This is a genomic window from Pandoraea iniqua, assembly GCF_902459685.1.
Lineage (GTDB): Bacteria > Pseudomonadota > Gammaproteobacteria > Burkholderiales > Burkholderiaceae > Pandoraea > Pandoraea iniqua.
The window spans coordinates 873,837-892,485 of sequence record NZ_CABPSF010000003.1; the positions used below are offsets into that span (position 1 = coordinate 873,837).

Here is an 18,649-nt window from a genome sequence, read left to right on the forward strand (position 1 = left end):
TTCATGAGACGTCGAATCGATAGCCGACTCGCAGAGCAAATTGTTGCCGAGGCCGCACGTGTGCTGCCGTTCGACGTCAACGTGATGGATGAAACCGGCTCCATTCTTGCGAGCTCCGACTTGAGTCGCATCGGCTCGCTGCACCGCGGGGCGCAAATTGCCCTGAGCAACGGCTGCGATTGGGAAGTCGACTCGGCGATGGCCGCGCGCACACCAAAAGTGAAACCCGGCGTCAATATGCCGCTTCTCGTGAATGGCGAGGTCTGGGGCGCCATTGGGCTGACAGGAGACCCTGACGAGGTTCGCCAGTACGGCAAGCTGATGCAGGTGCTTGCACAGATGATTCTCGAGCGGGAAACGCTAACCGTCGAACTCCGTCGAAACCACCGGCACCGCGAGGATCTGGTGCTTCAACTCATCAACGCTCAACAGACGTTCTCCTCGACGGAACTGGAGAACGCAGCGAATCGGTTCGGCGTCGATCCGACGGCATTCTGGTTTGTCATCGTCTGCGAATTCGCGACGCCGCAAGCGCCGCTGAACGACGTGATCGAAGCCGCAGCCAACGCGCAATCGATATTGAACCAACGCTTACCGCACTGTCTGTCGGCGCGGGTTTCACAGCGAGAGCTCGTCATTCTGGACAGCACAAGTGCCGCGGCAGTCGACCCACGTCATGTTGCGGAACTCGCCAAAGCGAGACTCTCCGCTATTGCAACCCTCCTCGACTCGGCCTGCAAACTGCCATTCAAAGTCGCGATCGGCGTTGGGCTCACAGGCATCTCAGCGTTCAATCATTCGTGGAAGAGCGCACGGGCGACGCTTAAGGCAGGCACGGCACGCGCAACCGATGCACGCGAACGGTGTTTCTCGTTTTACGACCACCGGCTGTTTTCCGCGTTGTCGTCGTGGGCGGACACGTGGCAGGCCAAGGAGCTTCTCAGACCGCTCGAGCAGCTCAAAGCGCGCGACCGAGCGGGCGGCGAACTGCTGGAAACGCTGAAAGTCTGGTATCGCAACGCGCGCCAGAACAACGAAACCGCTGCGGAACTGGGTATCCACAGGAATACGCTCGACAAGCGTCTGCGGCGCATCGAGGAACTGAGCGGCCTGACCCTTTCCGGCACGGAAGACGACATCCTGCTGTACATCGCCTTGCAGCTCGATTGCCTCTAGATCGTCCATCACGGCATCAAAGCGCTGTTGGGGCAGCGCTCTCACCAACCAACCTCCGGGCTTTTACTCTCATGGCAAACTCCACCTCCAGCAAACCTAACGTCCGCGCCTGCGCGCCCGAGGCCGTCGCGTCCGACCCAAAGACCATTCGCTCCAGTGAGAACGACGAACCGCTCAAGGAAGATATTCGGCTTCTGGGCAGGTTGCTGGGCGAGGTCGTCCTCGAACAAGAAGGTCAGCAGGTCTTCGACGTCGTCGAAACCATCCGCCAGACGGCCGTGCGATTCCGTCGGGAGTCGGACCCAATCGCCGGCGACGCGCTCGACAAGCTACTCAAGCAGTTGACCCGCGAGCAGACAAACGCCGTCGTGAGAGCCTTTTCGTATTTCTCTCATCTGGCCAATATCGCCGAGGACCAGCATCACAACCGCCAGCGCCGCGCTCACCTCCTCGAGAATCCCGATGCCCAGCCGGGCAGCGTGGCACACGCGTTGTCGCGCCTCGACGAGGCCGGCGTATCGGGCGCACAAGTCCGGAAATTCTTGCAAGCATCGCTGATTTCCCCCGTGCTGACCGCACACCCCACGGAAGTGCAGCGCAAGAGCATTCTGGATGCCGAGCGCGAAATCGCCCGCTTGGTCGCCGTGCGCGACATGCCGATGACGCCCGGCGAACTTCGCCGCAACACCGAGCGCCTGCGCGCTCGCATTGCAACGCTCTGGCAGACACGTATGCTTCGTTTCACGAAGCTGACGGTCGCGGACGAAATTGAAAATGCGCTTTCGTACTATCGCATTACCTTCCTGAGCGAGCTGCCCGCCCTCTACGACGACGTCGCGGCCGAAATCGAAATGCAGTTTCCGTCCGGCGGCGAAGCGCAGAATCTTGCGACGGACCCCGCTTCGTATTTGCAGATGGGTAGCTGGATTGGTGGGGACCGGGACGGCAATCCGAACGTCAACGCCGGCACCATGCGACATGCGCTGGCGCGTCAGTCGGCCACCCTCTTCGAGTATTACCTCGAGGAAATCCATGCGTTGGGTGCCGAGTTGCCCATTTCCAGCCTGATGGTCGACGCAAGTCCTGACCTGCTGGCGCTGGCGGCGCAATCGCCGGACCGCTCCGAGCACCGCGCCGATGAGCCCTATCGCCGTGCATTGATCGGCATCTACGCGCGATTGGCCGCCACGGCACGCTTGCTCGGTGCCCACGACATTCTTCGTCAGGAAGTCGGTGTGGCGGCGCCGTACGACACCTCGGAAGCCTTCAGCTGCGACCTGAACATTCTGGCGGCGTCGCTGCATGCCAATCACGGCGCCGCACTGGTTAAACCGCGTCTTGCTGCGCTGAAACGCGCATCCGAGATTTTTGGTTTTCACTTGGCGACGCTGGATATGCGCCAGAGCTCGGACGTTCACGAGCGGGTTCTGGGCGAGCTGTTATCCAAGGCCGAGGTCGAGAACGACTATGCCAGTCTGAGCGAAGTCGACAAGATCGATCTGCTGCTCGCGGAATTGGCCAAGCCGCGGCTGTTGTTCTCGCCTTTCGTGGAATACACGGAAGAAACCCATTCGGAGCTGGGCGTCCTGCATGCGGCCCGGGACATTCGCCAGCGCTATGGCAAGCGCGCCATCCGCAACTACATCATCTCGCATACGGAGACGCTGTCGGACCTCTTGGAAGTCCTTCTGCTTCAGAAAGAAACCGGTTTGCTTCACACCGATGGCCATCGGTTGCAGGAACTTGAGCTGATGGTCATTCCACTGTTCGAGACCATTCCGGACCTTCGATGCGCAGCAACGATCATGCGCCAGTGGCTGACGCTTGCGCAGGTGGCGCCGCTCATCGAAAAGCAAGGCAAGCTGCAAGAGGTGATGCTGGGCTACTCCGACTCGAACAAGGACGGTGGCTTCCTGACATCGAATTGGGAACTGTATAAGGCCGAAAACGAACTGGTTGTCTTGTTCAATGAGGTCGGCGTGACGCTTCGCCTCTTCCACGGTCGCGGCGGCACCGTGGGCCGTGGCGGCGGCCCCAGCTATCAGGCCATCCTTGCCCAGCCTTCGGGCACTGTGAACGGTCAGATTCGCGTGACGGAGCAAGGGGAAATCATCGCGTCCAAATTCTCCAACCCGGACATTGGCCGCCGGAATCTGGCGCTGTTGGTATCGGCCACGCTGGAAGCCAGCCTGATGCCGGCACTTCAGGACAGCCCCAAAGCACAAGCCGTCGCACGCTACGAAGCCGTAATGGATGAGCTCTCGCAGCGGGCCTATCGCACCTACCGGGACCTTGTCTACGAAACCCCGGGATTTACCGACTATTTCTTCGCTTCGACCCCGATCGCCGAAATCGCGCAGCTGAATATCGGCTCCCGGCCCGCTTCGCGAAAAGCGTCACGTCGTATCGAAGACCTGCGCGCCATTCCGTGGGGATTCTCGTGGGGGCAGTGCCGCCTGCTACTCCCCGGCTGGTATGGCTTCGGAAGCGCCGTCTCGGCATGGCTCGAGGATTCGACAGACGCCACGGATAAGCAGGCGCGTCTGGAGACGTTGCGCTCGATGAGCAAGGACTGGCCCTTCTTCGGCGCCCTGCTATCCAATATGGACATGGTGTTGGCAAAGACCGACCTCGCCGTCGCATCGCGCTATGCCGGTTTGGTGCCGGAGCAAGAACTCCGCAACGCGATCTTTGCGCGTTTCTCCGACGAACACGAGCGGACCTGCGAAATGCTGGCGGCCATCACGGGCAACGTGGAAAGGCTCGCGGCCAACCCCGCGCTTGCGCGGTCGATCAAGAACCGTTTTGCCTATCTGGACCCGCTGAATCACCTTCAGGTCGAGCTGCTCAAACGCCATCGGACTGCCATAGCTGCGGGAGAAACGTCGGAGGAACGTGTGCAACGCGGCATACACCTCACCATTAACGGGGTCGCTGCTGGCTTGCGTAATAGTGGATAAGCGGATGAGCGGATAAGTCCCGGGGTTGCTCTGCGGGACAAAAAAAGGGCCGCGACATAATCATGTCGCGGCCCTTTTTGCTATTGGTGAGCAGAGGTGCCTAAGCCCGCCCTGCTCACATAACGACGAACTGACAGTGGATTAGCGCAGGCTCGCGCAAAAACGTTGAACGCGGGTGCAAGCATCGCGCAGGCGTTCGGTGTCGTCGGCATACGAAAGCCGGAAGCTCGGTCCCAGACCGAATGCCGTGCCGTGCACCAGCGCCACCCCCTCGGACTGGAGCAACTCGGAGACGAAGTCCTCGTCGTTCTCGATGCGCTTACCGCTTTCGGTGCGCTTGCCAACCAGCCGGGCAAGCGAAGGGAAAACGTAGAACGCACCGTCAGGTGTCGGGCAGTCCAGCCCCTCGGCGTCATTCAGCATCGACACGACCATATTGCGACGCGCCTGAAAGACCTCCCGGCTGTGGTGAATGTAGTCTTGCGGACCATTCAACGCCTCGACGGCCGCCCACTGCGACACCGACGACGCACCGGAGGTGGTCTGCCCCTGAATTTTCTCCATGGCCTTGATGAGCGCAATCGGGCCGGCGGCATAGCCGATCCGCCATCCTGTCATGGCGTAGGCTTTGGACACCCCGTTCATCGTGAGCGTGCGCTCGTATAGCTCGGGGGCGACTTGCGCCGGTGTCGTGTACTTGAAGCCGTCGTAGACCAGATGCTCGTAGATGTCGTCGGTCAGAACCCAAACGTGCGGATGACGCTTCACAACTTCCATGAGCGCCTTCAACTCGTCCTCGGTGTAGGCCGCACCACTCGGGTTGGAAGGCGAGTTGAACAGCAGCCATTTCGTGCGCGGCGTAATGGCCTTCTCCAGATCTTCCGGTCGCAACTTGAAATTGCTTTCGAGAGACGCTGCCACAAACACAGGCGTGCCACCGCACAACGACACCAGTTCCGGGTAGGAGACCCAGTAAGGCGCCGGGATGATGACCTCATCCCCCGGATTGACAGTCGCCATCAGTGCATTGGCAATGACCTGTTTGCCGCCGCTGGAAACGATCGTTTGCGAAACTTTGTAGTCCAGATTGTTTTCACGATTGAACTTGGCAACGATCGCCTCGCGAAGCTCGGTGATACCCAGAACGGCCGTGTACTTGGTTTCGCCGCGGCGAATCGCGTCGTAGGCCGCCTGTTTGATGTTGTCCGGCGTGTCGAAGTCCGGCTGACCCGCGCTCAGGGCAATGACATTTCGGCCCTGCGCTGCCAAATCACGGGCTTTATCGGAAATCGCAATGGTGGCAGAAGGCTTGATACGAGACAGAGAGTCTGAGATGAATGCCATGATGGAAAAGGAATTTCTGGTGAATATTGATTAGCCCTGCCCGACAACGTTCCTCGGCTCGCCCCGGACGAACGCTTCGATGTTGTCGACCAGTTGGTCCGTCAAGCCCTGAACGGCTTCATCGCTCGCCCAGGCAACGTGGGGCGTCAGGATGAAGTTGCTACGGTTTACAAGCGCCATGAACGGATGGTCTTGCGGTGGCGGCTCGGCCATGACGACGTCGAAGCCCGCGCCCGAAATCTGACCGGCATCCAGTGCCGGCCCCACGGCAGCCTCATCGACCAAGCCGCCTCTCGCCGTGTTGATCAACAGCGGACGACGCTTCATCAGCGCGAATTCCGGCGCACCGATCATGTGGCGGGTCTCTGCCGTCAACGGGCAGTGCAAGGTCAGAATGTCGGCTTCCGCCAACGCCTTCTCGAACGGCACATACAGCGAGCCTTGATTCGAAAAGCCCTTGTAGCCAGCGTAGATAACCCGCATCCCCAGCGCGCGGCCCAAGTTCGCCACTGCCTGCCCGAGCACGCCGTCACCGATGACGCCGAGCGTCGAGCCCGCCAGGTCCTTGATGGGGAAATCGAAGAAGCAGAACTGACCTGACGCCTGCCAGCGACCGGCGCGCACAGCATCCTGATACGCACAGATGCTACGCCGCAGAGCAAAAATCAGCGCGAAGGTATGCTCGGGAACCGTATTGACGGCGTAGTTTCGGATGTTGCTGACGACGATGTCGTGCTCCTTACAGGCGGCAACATCCACGTTGTCGTAGCCCGTGGCGGCGATGGCCACCATGCGGAGCTTCTTGGCGCCGGCGACGACTTCCCGGGGCAGCTTCACCTTGTTCAGCACCACGATGTCGGCATCGGCAATACGCGACGCAACTTGCTCCGGCCCGGTCTGATCGTAGGTGATCAGTTCGTGCGGAAACGCCGGAGCTCGGAAGATCGTCTGCGGGGACAGCGTACCGCGGTCCAAAAACACAATCTTCATGCGGTTAGCCCTTGTAGCCCAGACGCGCGAGCGCTGCGTCGATCCAAGTGATGTCGAGCGTACCGTCATCGATTTCTTTAAAGGTCACCTTCTCCAGCGCCGACTTCTTACGCGCCGCCTCCAGAATTTCTTCGGCGGCTTCCACCGGAATACTCAGCAGGCCGTCGGCATCGCCCAGAATCAAATCGCCGGAATTCACCACCATGCCATTCAGAGAAATCGGCACGTTGATTTCGCCCGGGCCGTCTTTATACGGGCCACGGTGAGTGACGCCGGCGGCGTAGACCGGGAAACGCCCGGCTTTGATGGCATCGACATCGCGAATGGCGCCATTGATCACGAAGCCGGCGATACCGCGCTTGATCGCGGTCGTGACCATCAATTCGCCAATCAACGCGTTAGAGAGTTCGCCGCCACCGTCCACCACGATGACGTCGCCCGGCTTGGCGAGATGCAGCGCCTTGTGAATCATCAGGTTGTCACCCGGGCGAACTTTCACGGTGAATGCCGGACCGGCCAGTGCAGTGCCGTCGTGATACGGGCGCAGGCCGGCGCCGCCGGCGCTCATGCGCCACATGCAGTCGCTGATGTTCGCCACGGGAACCGAGCGAAAGCCTTCAACCAAGGACGGGGAAATTTGACGCTTACGCTCCAGAATCTGAAGACCAATCATTTTGTGCTTTCCTAAGATAGATAAACAAACGTGCCAGTTAATGCACTAAGACCGCATGGTCGAACCGGGGAGAACCGCGCCGCGCAGCCTGCTGACTGCGTGATTTCGATGCGGTCTCCTTTTGTGGTTTGTTGTCACTCTAGGACATGCGAAAATGTAGAAAAAGCGAAATTAATCGCTAATTTATGTTCACTGAATTCGATGAATAGAATGACCCTCAAACAGCTGGAGGCCTTCTACTGGGCAGCCACCTGTGAAAGCTTCGCGATTGCAGCCGACAAGCTGCATATTTCTCAATCCTCGCTCTCCAAGCGGCTGGTCGAGCTGGAGACTGGCATCGGGCAAACGTTGTTCAATCGGGATGCACGGCGGGCGTCTCTCACCGCCGATGGGCGGACACTGCTGCCCAAAGCCCGTGCGCTGCTCAGCCACGCGGAAGAGGTTGCGGCGTCTATCGGCGCGTCAGGCACCATTCGTGGCCGTTTTCGACTCGGTGTCGGTGAAATCACGGCCTCCTCGTGGATGCCGAAGTTGGTCTCGACGCTGAAGGAACGGCACCCGCAATTGAAGCTCGAGCCCTATGTGGGATTGGGGCTGGAGCTCGAGGCCAAGTTGCTGAGCGGGAAGCTCGATGCGGCCATCGTTGCCCGGCCATCGACCAGCCCCGCACTGGATTCCGTGCTGCTGGCGAAGGCCGAGTATGTGTGGGTCGCGGGACGAGAAACGATTCGCCCGGGTCAGACCGCAGAAGATATGGTCGCCGACATGCCGGTCATTACCATGTCGCAGCAAGCCGGCTCCACGCTCATTTTCGATGCATGGAGAAAGGAATCCGGCGCGACCGTCTGCGAGATTATCGAGTCGAACAGCATGGCGACGATGGCCGGTCTGGTCTCAGCGGGGATAGGCATCGGATATCTGCCTAGCGGCTGGTTACGCCCGATGCTTCGGCGCGGCACGCTCGTGGTCGTGCCGACAAAAACACCCCTTCAGCCGGTCGATTACCGCTTCTACTGGCGGGGGGACGACTCCCGCGCTGTCACCTCCACCCTCAGAGAAGTCGCATTGGAAGTCGTCGACTACGGCGAATCTCTGCTGATGCTTTGATGCGTTGATTCTTTAGTCGGCTACGCCGCGAGAAACGCGTCCAACGCGCGCTCCAGCTCGGTCAGGTTGTCAACGACAGGGGCAGCGCCGACGAAGGGAAAATCGTGCAGGAGCTCGCTTCTGATGACGATGCACTTCAGACCCGCAGCGCGGGCGGCCGCTAAGCCTCGCGGGGAGTCTTCGACCACGACGCACCTGTCGCTCGTCATTTGCAGCGCGTCCAGCGCCTTCAGATAGCAGTCGGGCGCCGGCTTCGGCTGGCCCGACGTCTCGCGCGTAAATATCGCCTCGAAGTGTTCGAAAAAGGCGGCTTGCCCGTGCGCCAACGCCAGATGGTCACGGAACGATGCCGTAACGATGGCCATGCGCGCCCGCCCTTTCATGCGCGTGAGCAACGGTACGAGGCCGGGCCGCGTGAGGCCATTGGCGGTGGACAGCGCAATGCTGTAGCGGCGGTTACGCTCGACGCGAAGCCTCGCTAACTCAGCCGCCGGATACCCCTTCTCGCTAAGCACATGCCATGCCCCGAGATTGGAAACCAGAAACCAGTCGATATAGCGCTCGCGCGTCAAATCCACACCGTGCTCGGCGAGGACATCGCGATTGGCTTCATAAAACAGACGCTCGGTGTCCGATAAGACACCGTCGTTGTCCCAGAGAATGGCTTTAGATAAAGGCTTTGGGGAAGATGGCATACACGCGTCCGGCGCAACCGAGGGAACCGTTCAGAGAGACCACCCACCGGCCGAATGAAGACGATGGACGCTACATGCCTCGTCCGGGAAGCATGCCCTCGACCGCTTCTGCGATCGTTAGCAGCGCCTCATCATACCCGCGGGGGCCCATCAACGTGACGCCGACGGGCAACCTGTCACGGCGATCGGCGGGCAGCGTGATGGCACAACGATCGAGGACGTTGGCCACCCGTGAATTGCGCATCAGAAGCATGTTGTAGCGGCGGTAACCTTCGTCATTGGCGACCGCGCTGATGAGTGGCGGCAGTATTGGACATGTGGGCATCAGCAGCGCATCCCAATCGCGCGTGCCCCGGTCGGCGCTGTCGACAAGCGCCCCCCGCAGCGAGAGCCTGTCGATCATGTCCGCGGCGGAAAGCACACCGCCCTGCTCGATTCGCGAGAAAGCACGCGGCGAAATCAGCGACCGCCTCAGTGATCCACGAGACCGCAACCACGCGTATATCTCGGCCATCGAGAACCCCCCGCCTTCATACACATCGGGAATCCGGTCAAGCGCAGGCAGCTCGATATCCTGCAAAATCGCGCCGTGCGCCGACAAGACACTCAGCGTCTTGTCGAAGGCAGCGGCTACCGCAGGGTCGAGGTCGGCTAAGACGTAGTTTTTCGGCACGGCAAACCTAAGCCCTTTGACCGGGCGAGGCTGCGCATTTGGCGGGCACATGGACGCGTTCTGCGCGACCGCCTCGTAGACCATTCGACATCGTCTGACGGACTTTGCCATCACGCCTACCGAGTCGAGATATTGCGAGAGCGGGAGAACCCCCTCACGAGAAATCTGCGACGCGGTGGGTTTAAAGCCGACGAGTCCGCAGAGTGCTGCGGGCAGTTGTACCGACCCACCGGTGTCGGTTCCGAGCGCCGCACAGGCCGCGCCGACGGCCACCGACACCGCCGCCCCGCATGAGGACCCGCCGGGCACACGGTCGGGATCGAGCGGATTGGGAAGCCGCTGCGTGCCCTCGATGAGCCCGACCGACGACAAGGCAAGTTCCGACATCGCCGTTTTGCCAACGATGATGGCGCCGGCCGCGCGCAAGCGCCCCACCGCGACCGCATCCGTCGCAGCGGGAGACGCCGTTGCCATCACGGCTGGAGACCCCGCCGCCGTGGGCTCGCCGGCCACGTCCATGTTGTCCTTGATCGTCACGGGTAGTCCGGCCAACGTCGGCGGCCATTCGGTGCCACCCGATGCGCAACGCGCATCCATGGCAGCCGCCTGCGCGATGGTCGCCTCGCGATAGATTTGCGTAAACGCTGCGCCATGCCTCGTCGCAGCATCCAGCGCCGAATCGACGAGCGCACTGAAACGAGCCCGCGTGTTTGTGCCGCTCATTGCATTTTCCCGAATTGCGAACGAAGGTTTTGTGTCATGCCATGACGCTACTGCGAGGCGCCATCACGGCCGCCCAACGGTAGGGACGGATGTCGCAAATGCCAGGCGGTCACGCGTTGATATGCCGCCGCCACTGCGAGTAGTTTTTCTTCTTCGAAGCGTCGCCCGATCAGCTGCGCACCGATTGGCAGACCACTGGACGAAAACCCGACACAGAACGCCAGCGCCGGATGTCCCGAGACGTTGAACGGCACACGCATTTGGTTGGCCGGTCGATTGACAGCATCCTCGTCGTCGAAACGCGCGGCGGTGTGCGCAGAAACGCCGGTGAGCAAGACCTCCGACGTCTCCAGCAGCCGGTCGATCCGGTCAGTGAGATCAAGCTGCTGTCGCTTGGCATCGACGTATTCCTGCGCAGAGATCAACGCGCCGCCCAAGAGCGTATCGCGGCAGCGTTCGCCGTAACGCTCCGGGGATCGGGCAAGAAGCTCACGATGGACCGCATAGGCTTCGACGCGCAGCAGCGTCGAGCCGCACCGCCGGAACGACTCAAGATCGCCGGCATCGACGTCGTCTAGCCGAGCGCCCAGCCGAGCGATCTCATCGGCGGCGGCACCGATGGCGATCTGTGTCTCGTCGTCGGCGACGATGTCCCGGCGATAAAAGTGGGAGAGCAGCCCCACTTTCAGACCGAGCAACGGTTCGCCTTCCGGTGCGCCGTTGACGATGGCCTTGCGTGACGGGTGCTTGAGCGCACCGAGCAAAAGCGCGCAGTCCTCGGCAGTCCGGGTCATCAGCCCCACGTGGTCCAGCGACGGTGCGAGCGGGAATACCCCGCGCCGGCTGAGCAGCTCATACGTTGGCTTGAGACCGATGACGCCGCACATGGCCGCCGGATTTCTGACAGAGCCTGCCGTATCGGAGCCGATCGCGAGTGGCACCTGACACGCGGCCAGCGCGACGCCGCACCCGCTCGATGAGCCTCCGGGTATGCGCTCGATGTCCCACGGATTGCGCGCCGGTGACCATGGCAACGTGTCCGACGGCGAGCCGATGCCGAACTCCTCCAGGCTCAACTTTCCTATCAGGATGGCACCCGCCGCGCGCAGTTGCCGGACCACGTCGGCATCTCGCTTTGCCACGGGATCGCGCAATACGTGCGACTGCGCCGTGGTCCGTTTGCCCTCGACGTCCATCAGATCCTTCACCGCAAACGGCAACCCGTGAAGCGGACCGGTGACTTCACCACGCGCCATGAGCACGTCTGCCTGATGGGCGGCGGCGAGCGCCTCCTCACGATAGATTTCGATAAAGGCGTTCAGCGTGTCGTTTTCTGCGGCGATGGCTTCCAGCAAGGCCGCTACGTATTCAAGCGCGCTCAGTTCCTTTCTGGCGATCCGTTTCTGAGCTTCCGTAGCACTCAGCAAGCGAAGTGGGTTACCCGTCATTTGATGCGATTACTCGATTGAAGAGATGACTGCCAAGCATGATCCGGCGAAAGATCGATTTCAATTGTTTTCCGACGCAGGTCCACCGGCCCTGCGCCGTTACCTCGGCTAACTTGCCCTGATATCGGACAGGAAAGCTTTTGCCCGCGCATGCTGCGGCGCGCGGAAGAACTCCGCGGGGGAGTTTTCTTCGAGGATGACACCGCGATCCATGAACCACACACGGTCGCTCACTTCACGGGCAAAGCCCATTTCGTGCGTCACACAGACCATCGTCATGCCGTCGCGCGCCAGTGAGCGCATGACGCTCAACACCTCCCCCACCATTTCGGGATCGAGTGCGCTGGTCGGCTCGTCGAACAACATGATCGGCGGTTCCATCGCAAGCGCCCGCGCGATGGCCACACGTTGTTGTTGACCACCGGACAATTGATGCGGATAGGCAGTCGCTTTGTTGGCAAGCCCCACGCGAGCGAGCAACGCCATCGCCTGCTCCTTCGCTTGTGCAGCGGGTTTCTTCGCGATCCGGACGGGTGCAAGGCACACGTTTTCGACTACCGAAAGATGCGGAAACAGGTTGAACGACTGAAACACAAAGCCAACGCCGCTGCGGAATTCATTAATACTCAGGTCCTTCGCGTGAATGTCCTGATTGTTGACGTGGATCGTGCCCGACTGGATTTCCTCGAGCCGGTTGACCGTGCGGATCAACGTGGACTTGCCCGAACCCGAGGGACCACAAACGACGACGACTTCTCCTTCCCGGACTTCCGCGCTTACGTCAGCCAGTGCGTGGTACTCGCCATACCACTTGTTAACCTTCGAAAATCGAATCACTTTCAATGCTCCTTTGCACTACCGCCTTCGGCGACCGCTTACGCGTTACATGGCTTTCCAGATAGTTTGCGCACTTCGTGAGCACGAAACAGACAACAAAATAGAGGGTGACGAGGATCGCAAACACCTCGAACGGCTTTGTCAGAAGGGCGTTATTCACCTGATTTGCCTCGAAGGTCAGTTCCTGCACGCTAATCACATAGCCAATCGAGGTTTCCTTGATCAGCGACACCAACTGACTGATGATGCTCGGCACCATGTTGTATAGCGCTTGCGGCAGAATCACCCAGAGGTGGGTTCTCCAGTACCCCAGCCCCAGCGCGCGCGACGCTTCCACCTGCCCTTTCGGCAACGCTTCGATTCCCGCGCGAATCACTTCCGACAAGTAGGCGGACTGATAAACAACCAGCGTACAAATCATTGCCGTGAAGGCAGTCACGCTGTGTCCGACCAGAATGGGAACGAGGAAGTATCCCCAGAAGACGAACATCACCAACGGAACACCACGCACCACATACACCAATACGGTCGATGCGACGTAGAGAGGCCTGATGGGCGACATTCGGCATAGCGCGATCGCGATACTGAGCGGGAAAGACAGCGCAAGTCCCATGACGGAAAGAATCAGGGTGAGCGCGAGTCCGCCAAGCGGCCCATTTGGAAATTGCCCGACGAGAAGCAGCAATCCATATTCGTTCAAAATTTCCGACATGCCTTACCTCGCCTTTATCTGGATGCGGTTGGCGACCATGGCACCCAGCCCCATCAACCCCAACGACACGGCAAGATAGAAGGCCGTTGCCACGGCATAGGCCTCAAACGTCCTGAACGTCTCGTTCTCGATCTGACGCACCACGTAAGTCATCTCCGCCGCGCCAACCGCCATCGCAAGACTCGTGTCTTTAAACATCATCACCGTGTGATTCACGAACGACGGAAGCGCACTTCGGAAAGCGAGTGGGAACGTCACAAAACGCACCGTGGCGAAGAAGCTCAAACCCAGCGATCTGGAGGCCTCGTATTGACCGTGAGGCACCGAGCGCAGGCCACTACGAATGTCCTCCGAAAAGAACGCCGACATGCATAGACCGATGGCGATCGACGCATAGATAACCTCGCCATCGTGCGCATTGACCCACGATTGAACGGCATCGGGCAACAGCGTCGGCACACCGAAGTACCAAAGGAAAATCTGCGCTAGCAGGGGGATGTTCTGATGGTATGAAACGAAAGCCTCAACCGCTTTACGCAGCGGGGTAACTCCCGACGCACGCAACACGGCCAGCACCGTTCCAAGCCCGATGGCAAGCAGCCAACTCGCCACCGTCAACTTGAACGTTGTTAGCACGGCGGAAAGCAAAAGATTAGCGAATGGCCCAGCGAAGACTGCACCGAATTCGAGGTGATGCAACACGTTCTACTCCTTAAGCGGGGAGACGCCACTCGATGGGTCAGTCCTGAATTGGCGCGGCGGTGAAGTCGCGTTTCATCTTGTACGACGATGCGGCGCCAAGCCACTTATCGAAGATCTGCTGCGACTGCCCCGACGACTCCATTGCACCGAGTGCTTGGTTGACCGCGGCGACTAGCGTGGGCTCACCCTTCTTCATCCCCAAGCCCCAGTATTGGCGGGCGATCGGCGGCGACAAGATCGCGATGGTTTTCGCGTTGGGGCCGAGCCGCTCGATAAAGCGGCGCATGATGCTCTCGGACATGACATAGCCATCGACCTTGCGCTGCGTCAGTGCCATGAAAGCCGACGGCGGGTCGTCGTAGCTCACCAGTTGCGCCGTCGGCAGCAATTGCTGAACGGCGGGAATATCACTGGAGCCCTTCACCGTGCTGATGCGTTTCCCCGCCAAATCGTTGACTGTGCGGTATGGCCCGCTGGCCGACGTCGCGATCACTTCGTTGCTGACGAAGTAGATATGCGAAAAATCGACTTGTTGTGCGCGCTGCGGGTTGTAGGTGAGTGACGCCGTCAGAATATCGATGCGTCCTTGCGTGAGCTCGGGAATACGTGCGTCGAGCGACAGCACTTTCAGCTCTGGTTCAACACCGAGTTGTTTTGCCACGCCTTTGCAGAAATCGACGTCGTATCCGACGATTTCCCGCGAATCCGGGTTTTGAAATCCAAACGGGGGGTTGTTGCTGACAATGCCGCACACCAAGGTCCGGCGCTTCTTAATGTCAGCAAGCTGGTCCGCGTGGGCGATGCTCGTTCCGATAAAAGACACGCCCAATACGGCCGCGCCAATGCAAGCAATGAGTCGCTTCATCTGACTATCTCCATGTTTTTTATAGATACGGCAGGCCCTGCGCGTCGAGCGAATACTGCGCAAGCCGATTACCGATGGCGCATTGTTTCACGCAGATGAAATGTCTAAAAACGATATTTTTTTATCTAACAAAATCGCTTTTACGCATGTTTCTGCGCGTGGTGATTTGTTATGAAATTTCTTATCAGGTCAATCTGGAGAGAATGGTTGCTCAGGCCGGACGAGGCGTCGGCATTGGAAAGCGTCGGTAGCGCGGGATGGGGGAGACAATCGGAATTCGCACAAGGCCCCCGCCCGGCCTTACCAGACGGTCTTTTGCGCGAATTTCAGGGGAGAAGTGAGACCTACAAAACCGATGCCAAAACGGGGAGTTGGTGCGAGGAAGGGGAAACGTATTCGCTTTGGAATCAATATGGTTGCGGAGTTTTGGGGAGTAGATGGGGGCGGGTAATAGGCCGCATTTTGCGGAGATTCGAGTCCGGCGGGGGACTCGAACCCCTTGCCCTATTTCCGAGCGAAATCACCCGATCAAACATGCCAGCCCCATCGCGTTTGACCTACCAGCGCTTGCGCCCCGATAGCTCCCCGTGTGTCGAAAGCTAGAACGCGAGGTCATTCGAAAATCTGATCGCGATACCCCGACTCAAGTGGCCTCGTCAGGGAAACTCGTAGCCCCCTCCTCCTCAGACGCACGCGATCGTCATCGCACGCCCCCCCCCCTGTAGTCCGGAAACAGCATCGACTACGAAGCTTACGGCCCGTCGACGCAAAGGAGGTTTTGTACTAGATTCTCGCCTCCGGCAAGACCATCACAAAGCACCGACGGGGCGCAGCGTTCTCGAACCTTAGACAGTCTGTTTTGCTATTGGCAACGGGCCGATCTCGCCGCGGTCGCGGAGGATACACCGGTAGCGACAAGTCCCAACAAAGGGGCAAGACCACTGAAAACGGGGCAACGCTTGACTTTTCGTATCCGATTGGATACATTCATCCATGTACGTTGTCAATCAAACCAAGGAGTTTCGAGCTTGGCTCGGTAAGCTGAAAGACATTACCGCGAGAGCTAAGATCTTGCTGCGTATTAAGCGCGCGGAGGTCGGAAACTTTGGAGACTCCAAGTCGCTCGGAGGTGGCCTCTGGGAAATGCGGGTCGATTATGGGCCCGGATACCGTGTGTATTACGGCAAAGATGGCGAAGTCACCTACCTGCTGGTTTGCGGAGGAAGTAAATCTACCCAGCGCGGGGACATCGAGCGTGCCCGAACGCTTTGGAGCAGATGGAATAAGGAGTCAACGAGATGAGTAAAGCCGACTTCACCCGATTCGATGCTTCCGAATATCTGGATAGCAATGAGATGATCGCTGAATACCTCAACGCAGCACTCGAGGAGAACGACCCGGCAATCTTCCTTTCCGCGATTGCCGATGTTGCAAAGGCGAAAGGTATGACGCAGGTGGCTGCAGCCTCTGGACTTGGGCGCGAGAGTCTATATAAAGCTCTCGCGCCTAATGCTCAGCCCCGGTTCTCCACGATTTTGCGAGTTATGCATGCACTAGGGGTCAGGCTTTCAACGACTCCAGATGGGGCTGCGCACGCCTGAAGCACTCAAGAGCGATTTAGCACGCCCGCCCTCAGGCCGCACCTCTTCGTAGCAGCCAACACTTCAACCCAAGATCCGCAGAATTTCGCAACGCGTCACAAGTTGCAACCTCCGGCACCGGTGGTGTATGCCCGGAGTACTCACCGTCCTGCACCGGCACAACTGCACTCATTAATCGAAGTCACCTTCGTGACGTAGAAGCTCGATGGATGGGGGCCGGCCCCGGTTTCACTCGCCATCGCTCACCGTTCCGGCAAAAGCTGAAGAGTCGGCTTGGCCTTGCAGTTCGAGCGCATCGGAAGTCCGAGCAAGAAGCCATCCGGACAACTCTTCGACAACGTCTACGGGCTTAAGCCGGTTGCGCCCCCTCAATGAGCACTCCCAGACAGTAGCTACTCTCCAGCCATCTTCCATCAAAGCCTTCCGGGATCTGAGATCCCGCTGGATATTGGCACTGATCTTGGCGTTCCAAAACTCAGTTCTTGTGGCCGGCAACTTAAACATTGGGCAGTGATGTCCGTGCCAAAAACACCCGTGCACGAACACCACCGCAGAGTATTTCGGAAGTACAAGATCCGGCGTTCCGGGCAACTTTCGGTTATGAAGCGTAAAGCGAAATCCCCGCGCATGAAGCGCCCGCCGAATTTGAAGTTCCGGCGCTGTATCCCTTTGACGGATCGCTCGCATGTTGCGCGAGCGAATCTCGGAACTGTGTACGTCTGCCACTGCGCTATGCAGCAATCCGGCTGGCCCGTGCTGCGCCTGTCTTTGCCGCAATGATTCTAGATTTCATCAGCTTTGCGACCGCGGCGAACACGGGGACCACCACAGAGTTGCCAAACTGCTTGTATGCCTGCGTGTCGGAAACCGGGATACGGAAGCCGGATTCACCGACTCCGTCATACCCCATGAGACGAGCGCACTCGCGCGGAGTCAGACGGCGCGGGCGGTTTTTGACGTTTGAGGGATGATGAAGGTCCTTCTCGGGATCAAATCCACGGTCAACGAGAATCTCCGACCCGTCTTTGTAATAGCGCGCAGACAATGTGCGCGTGACGTCCTCGCCTGTGACCAACCCGTATCCGAAGCCATTTCCCTTGGCTTTGTGCTTAAGGGAATAGTTAAACAGATACTCCCAGAGCTTAGGTGTCAGGATGTACTTATCCTCGACCTTTTCGTCCAGAATATCTGCCAGCTTCGGTTTGGTCGCAGGGAACGTCTTTTTGATGTCCCGCAGCGAAAATCCTTCATGGACATTCAGATCTTTGCGGAAGCCTACCAATACAATTCGCTCACGGTGCTGAGGTACAAAGTGCTGCCCATCGATGATTTTCGGGTCATCGGCGCCCCCGGAATCCGCGTCCGCAACCCAGTACCCAAGCTCGTCCAAGGTCTCCATGATGACGCTGAAAGTCTTGCCCTTATCATGACTCTTCAGATTCTTGACATTCTCAAGCAAAAACGCTGCGGGACGCTTTGCAGCGATGATACGGGCAACGTCAAAAAACAGCGTCCCTTGAGTCTTGCACTCGAAACCATGCGCACGTCCGAGCGCATTCTTCTTGGAAACTCCCGCGATGGAGAACGGCTGGCACGGGAAACCGGCGAGTAACACATCGTGGTCCGGCACATCCGCATCGATGAGACGGTACGCTTCCTCCTCAGAAACATCCTCCAGCTCACTTCTCGTGACCTTGCGGATGTCATCGTTGAACGTGTGGAATTCAGGGTCCGAGTGATAGTTGGCCTTGTAAGTACGAACTGCCGGAGCGTTCCACTCACTGGTGAAAACACAACGCCCACCGATCGCTTCGAATCCGCGACGAATCCCGCCAATGCCCGCAAAGAGATCGATAAAATCGAACTCATAGTCAGGATGGTTCTTTGGCGGTTCAGGCAGCAAGCTCTCAAGCGCTCGAAACTCAGCGTACGTGAGCGAAGGATCCGCTTTCCCGTTCACCCAGCGATTGATGGTCTCCCGACACCGACTCTTCGGCAGAACGCTGTTCAGATGCGTCGCAATTGACTTCTGATCGTAAATTTCCAGCAGGCGATTGATCAGATCAAGCTCTTCCTTGCGGGCGTCCATGGAGCAAATTCCGGGTGATTGTTTGTGACATCATATCACTCAATTTACCCAGAG

Annotated in this window: 17 protein-coding genes; 5 read left to right on the forward strand and 12 right to left on the reverse strand. The window is 59.1% G+C overall.

The genetic code is table 11. From position 1 onward, the window contains the following. Positions 1-3 precede the first annotated feature (3 nt). Both PIN31009_RS14845 and ppc read left to right on the forward strand, forming a co-directional pair. On the forward strand, positions 4-1,176 hold the full coding sequence (locus PIN31009_RS14845; RefSeq protein WP_150790733.1) for a sugar diacid recognition domain-containing protein: 1,173 nt from the start codon (positions 4-6) through the stop codon (positions 1,174-1,176). Positions 1,177-1,247: 71 nt separating this feature from the next. Then, positions 1,248-4,136: a phosphoenolpyruvate carboxylase gene (gene ppc / locus PIN31009_RS14850; protein WP_150790734.1), complete on the forward strand. Its 2,889-nt coding sequence runs from the start codon at positions 1,248-1,250 to the stop codon at positions 4,134-4,136. Positions 4,137-4,277: 141 nt separating this feature from the next. On the opposite strand, the gene PIN31009_RS14855 is transcribed toward ppc, so the two are convergent. Genes PIN31009_RS14855 through PIN31009_RS14865 form a run of 3 tightly spaced genes read right to left on the reverse strand, consistent with a single transcriptional unit; the run spans position 4,278 to position 7,143 of the window. Next, complete coding sequence (locus PIN31009_RS14855; protein WP_150790735.1) at positions 4,278-5,480, reverse strand: pyridoxal phosphate-dependent aminotransferase; 1,203 nt, start codon at positions 5,478-5,480, stop codon at positions 4,278-4,280. A gap of 30 nt (positions 5,481-5,510) precedes the next feature. Beyond that, complete coding sequence (locus tag PIN31009_RS14860) at positions 5,511-6,470, reverse strand: D-2-hydroxyacid dehydrogenase (protein ID WP_150684401.1); 960 nt, start codon at positions 6,468-6,470, stop codon at positions 5,511-5,513. Positions 6,471-6,474: 4 nt separating this feature from the next. Then, positions 6,475-7,143, reverse strand: a complete 669-nt coding sequence (locus PIN31009_RS14865) for an RraA family protein (protein ID WP_150790736.1) — start codon at positions 7,141-7,143, stop codon at positions 6,475-6,477. A gap of 210 nt (positions 7,144-7,353) precedes the next feature. On the opposite strand from PIN31009_RS14865, the gene PIN31009_RS14870 reads away from it, so the two are divergent. After that, positions 7,354-8,250, forward strand: a complete 897-nt coding sequence (locus PIN31009_RS14870; RefSeq protein WP_174996086.1) for a LysR family transcriptional regulator — start codon at positions 7,354-7,356, stop codon at positions 8,248-8,250. A gap of 20 nt (positions 8,251-8,270) precedes the next feature. Here PIN31009_RS14870 and PIN31009_RS14875 read toward each other — a convergent pair whose 3' ends face one another. From PIN31009_RS14875 to PIN31009_RS14905, 7 genes are all read right to left on the reverse strand, one after another. After that, positions 8,271-8,945 carry an HAD family hydrolase gene (locus PIN31009_RS14875; RefSeq protein WP_150790738.1) on the reverse strand — a complete coding sequence of 225 codons (675 nt, stop codon included), beginning with the start codon at positions 8,943-8,945 and terminating at the stop codon, positions 8,271-8,273. Positions 8,946-9,015: 70 nt separating this feature from the next. After that, on the reverse strand, positions 9,016-10,341 hold the full coding sequence (locus PIN31009_RS14880; protein ID WP_150790739.1) for an amidase family protein: 1,326 nt from the start codon (positions 10,339-10,341) through the stop codon (positions 9,016-9,018). A 47-nt stretch (positions 10,342-10,388) separates the two neighbouring features. Continuing rightward, positions 10,389-11,789, reverse strand: coding sequence for an amidase (locus PIN31009_RS14885; protein WP_150790740.1), 1,401 nt, complete (start codon positions 11,787-11,789; stop codon positions 10,389-10,391). 108 nt (positions 11,790-11,897) lie between these two features. Then, on the reverse strand, positions 11,898-12,626 hold the full coding sequence (locus tag PIN31009_RS14890) for an amino acid ABC transporter ATP-binding protein (protein ID WP_150790908.1): 729 nt from the start codon (positions 12,624-12,626) through the stop codon (positions 11,898-11,900). Continuing rightward, complete coding sequence (locus PIN31009_RS14895; RefSeq protein WP_087687138.1) at positions 12,604-13,338, reverse strand: amino acid ABC transporter permease; 735 nt, start codon at positions 13,336-13,338, stop codon at positions 12,604-12,606. Before PIN31009_RS14895 ends, PIN31009_RS14890 begins: the two co-directional genes overlap by 23 nt. A gap of 3 nt (positions 13,339-13,341) precedes the next feature. Further along, entirely contained in the window at positions 13,342-14,040 is a 699-nt protein-coding gene (locus PIN31009_RS14900; protein WP_150790741.1) for an amino acid ABC transporter permease, read from the reverse strand. 37 nt (positions 14,041-14,077) lie between these two features. Beyond that, positions 14,078-14,905 carry an ABC transporter substrate-binding protein gene (locus tag PIN31009_RS14905; protein ID WP_150790742.1) on the reverse strand — a complete coding sequence of 276 codons (828 nt, stop codon included), beginning with the start codon at positions 14,903-14,905 and terminating at the stop codon, positions 14,078-14,080. A 993-nt stretch (positions 14,906-15,898) separates the two neighbouring features. Here PIN31009_RS14905 and PIN31009_RS14910 point away from each other — a divergent pair. After that, positions 15,899-16,207 carry a type II toxin-antitoxin system RelE/ParE family toxin gene (locus tag PIN31009_RS14910; protein ID WP_150790743.1) on the forward strand — a complete coding sequence of 103 codons (309 nt, stop codon included), beginning with the start codon at positions 15,899-15,901 and terminating at the stop codon, positions 16,205-16,207. Continuing rightward, positions 16,204-16,506: an addiction module antidote protein gene (locus tag PIN31009_RS14915; RefSeq protein WP_150790744.1), complete on the forward strand. Its 303-nt coding sequence runs from the start codon at positions 16,204-16,206 to the stop codon at positions 16,504-16,506. Before PIN31009_RS14910 ends, PIN31009_RS14915 begins: the two co-directional genes overlap by 4 nt. A 228-nt stretch (positions 16,507-16,734) precedes the next feature. On the opposite strand, the gene PIN31009_RS14920 is transcribed toward PIN31009_RS14915, so the two are convergent. Next, positions 16,735-17,232, reverse strand: coding sequence for a very short patch repair endonuclease (locus PIN31009_RS14920; protein WP_150790745.1), 498 nt, complete (start codon positions 17,230-17,232; stop codon positions 16,735-16,737). Between the two features lie 4 nt (positions 17,233-17,236). Beyond that, on the reverse strand, positions 17,237-18,595 hold the full coding sequence (dcm, locus tag PIN31009_RS14925; protein ID WP_150790746.1) for a DNA (cytosine-5-)-methyltransferase: 1,359 nt from the start codon (positions 18,593-18,595) through the stop codon (positions 17,237-17,239). Positions 18,596-18,649 lie beyond the last annotated feature (54 nt).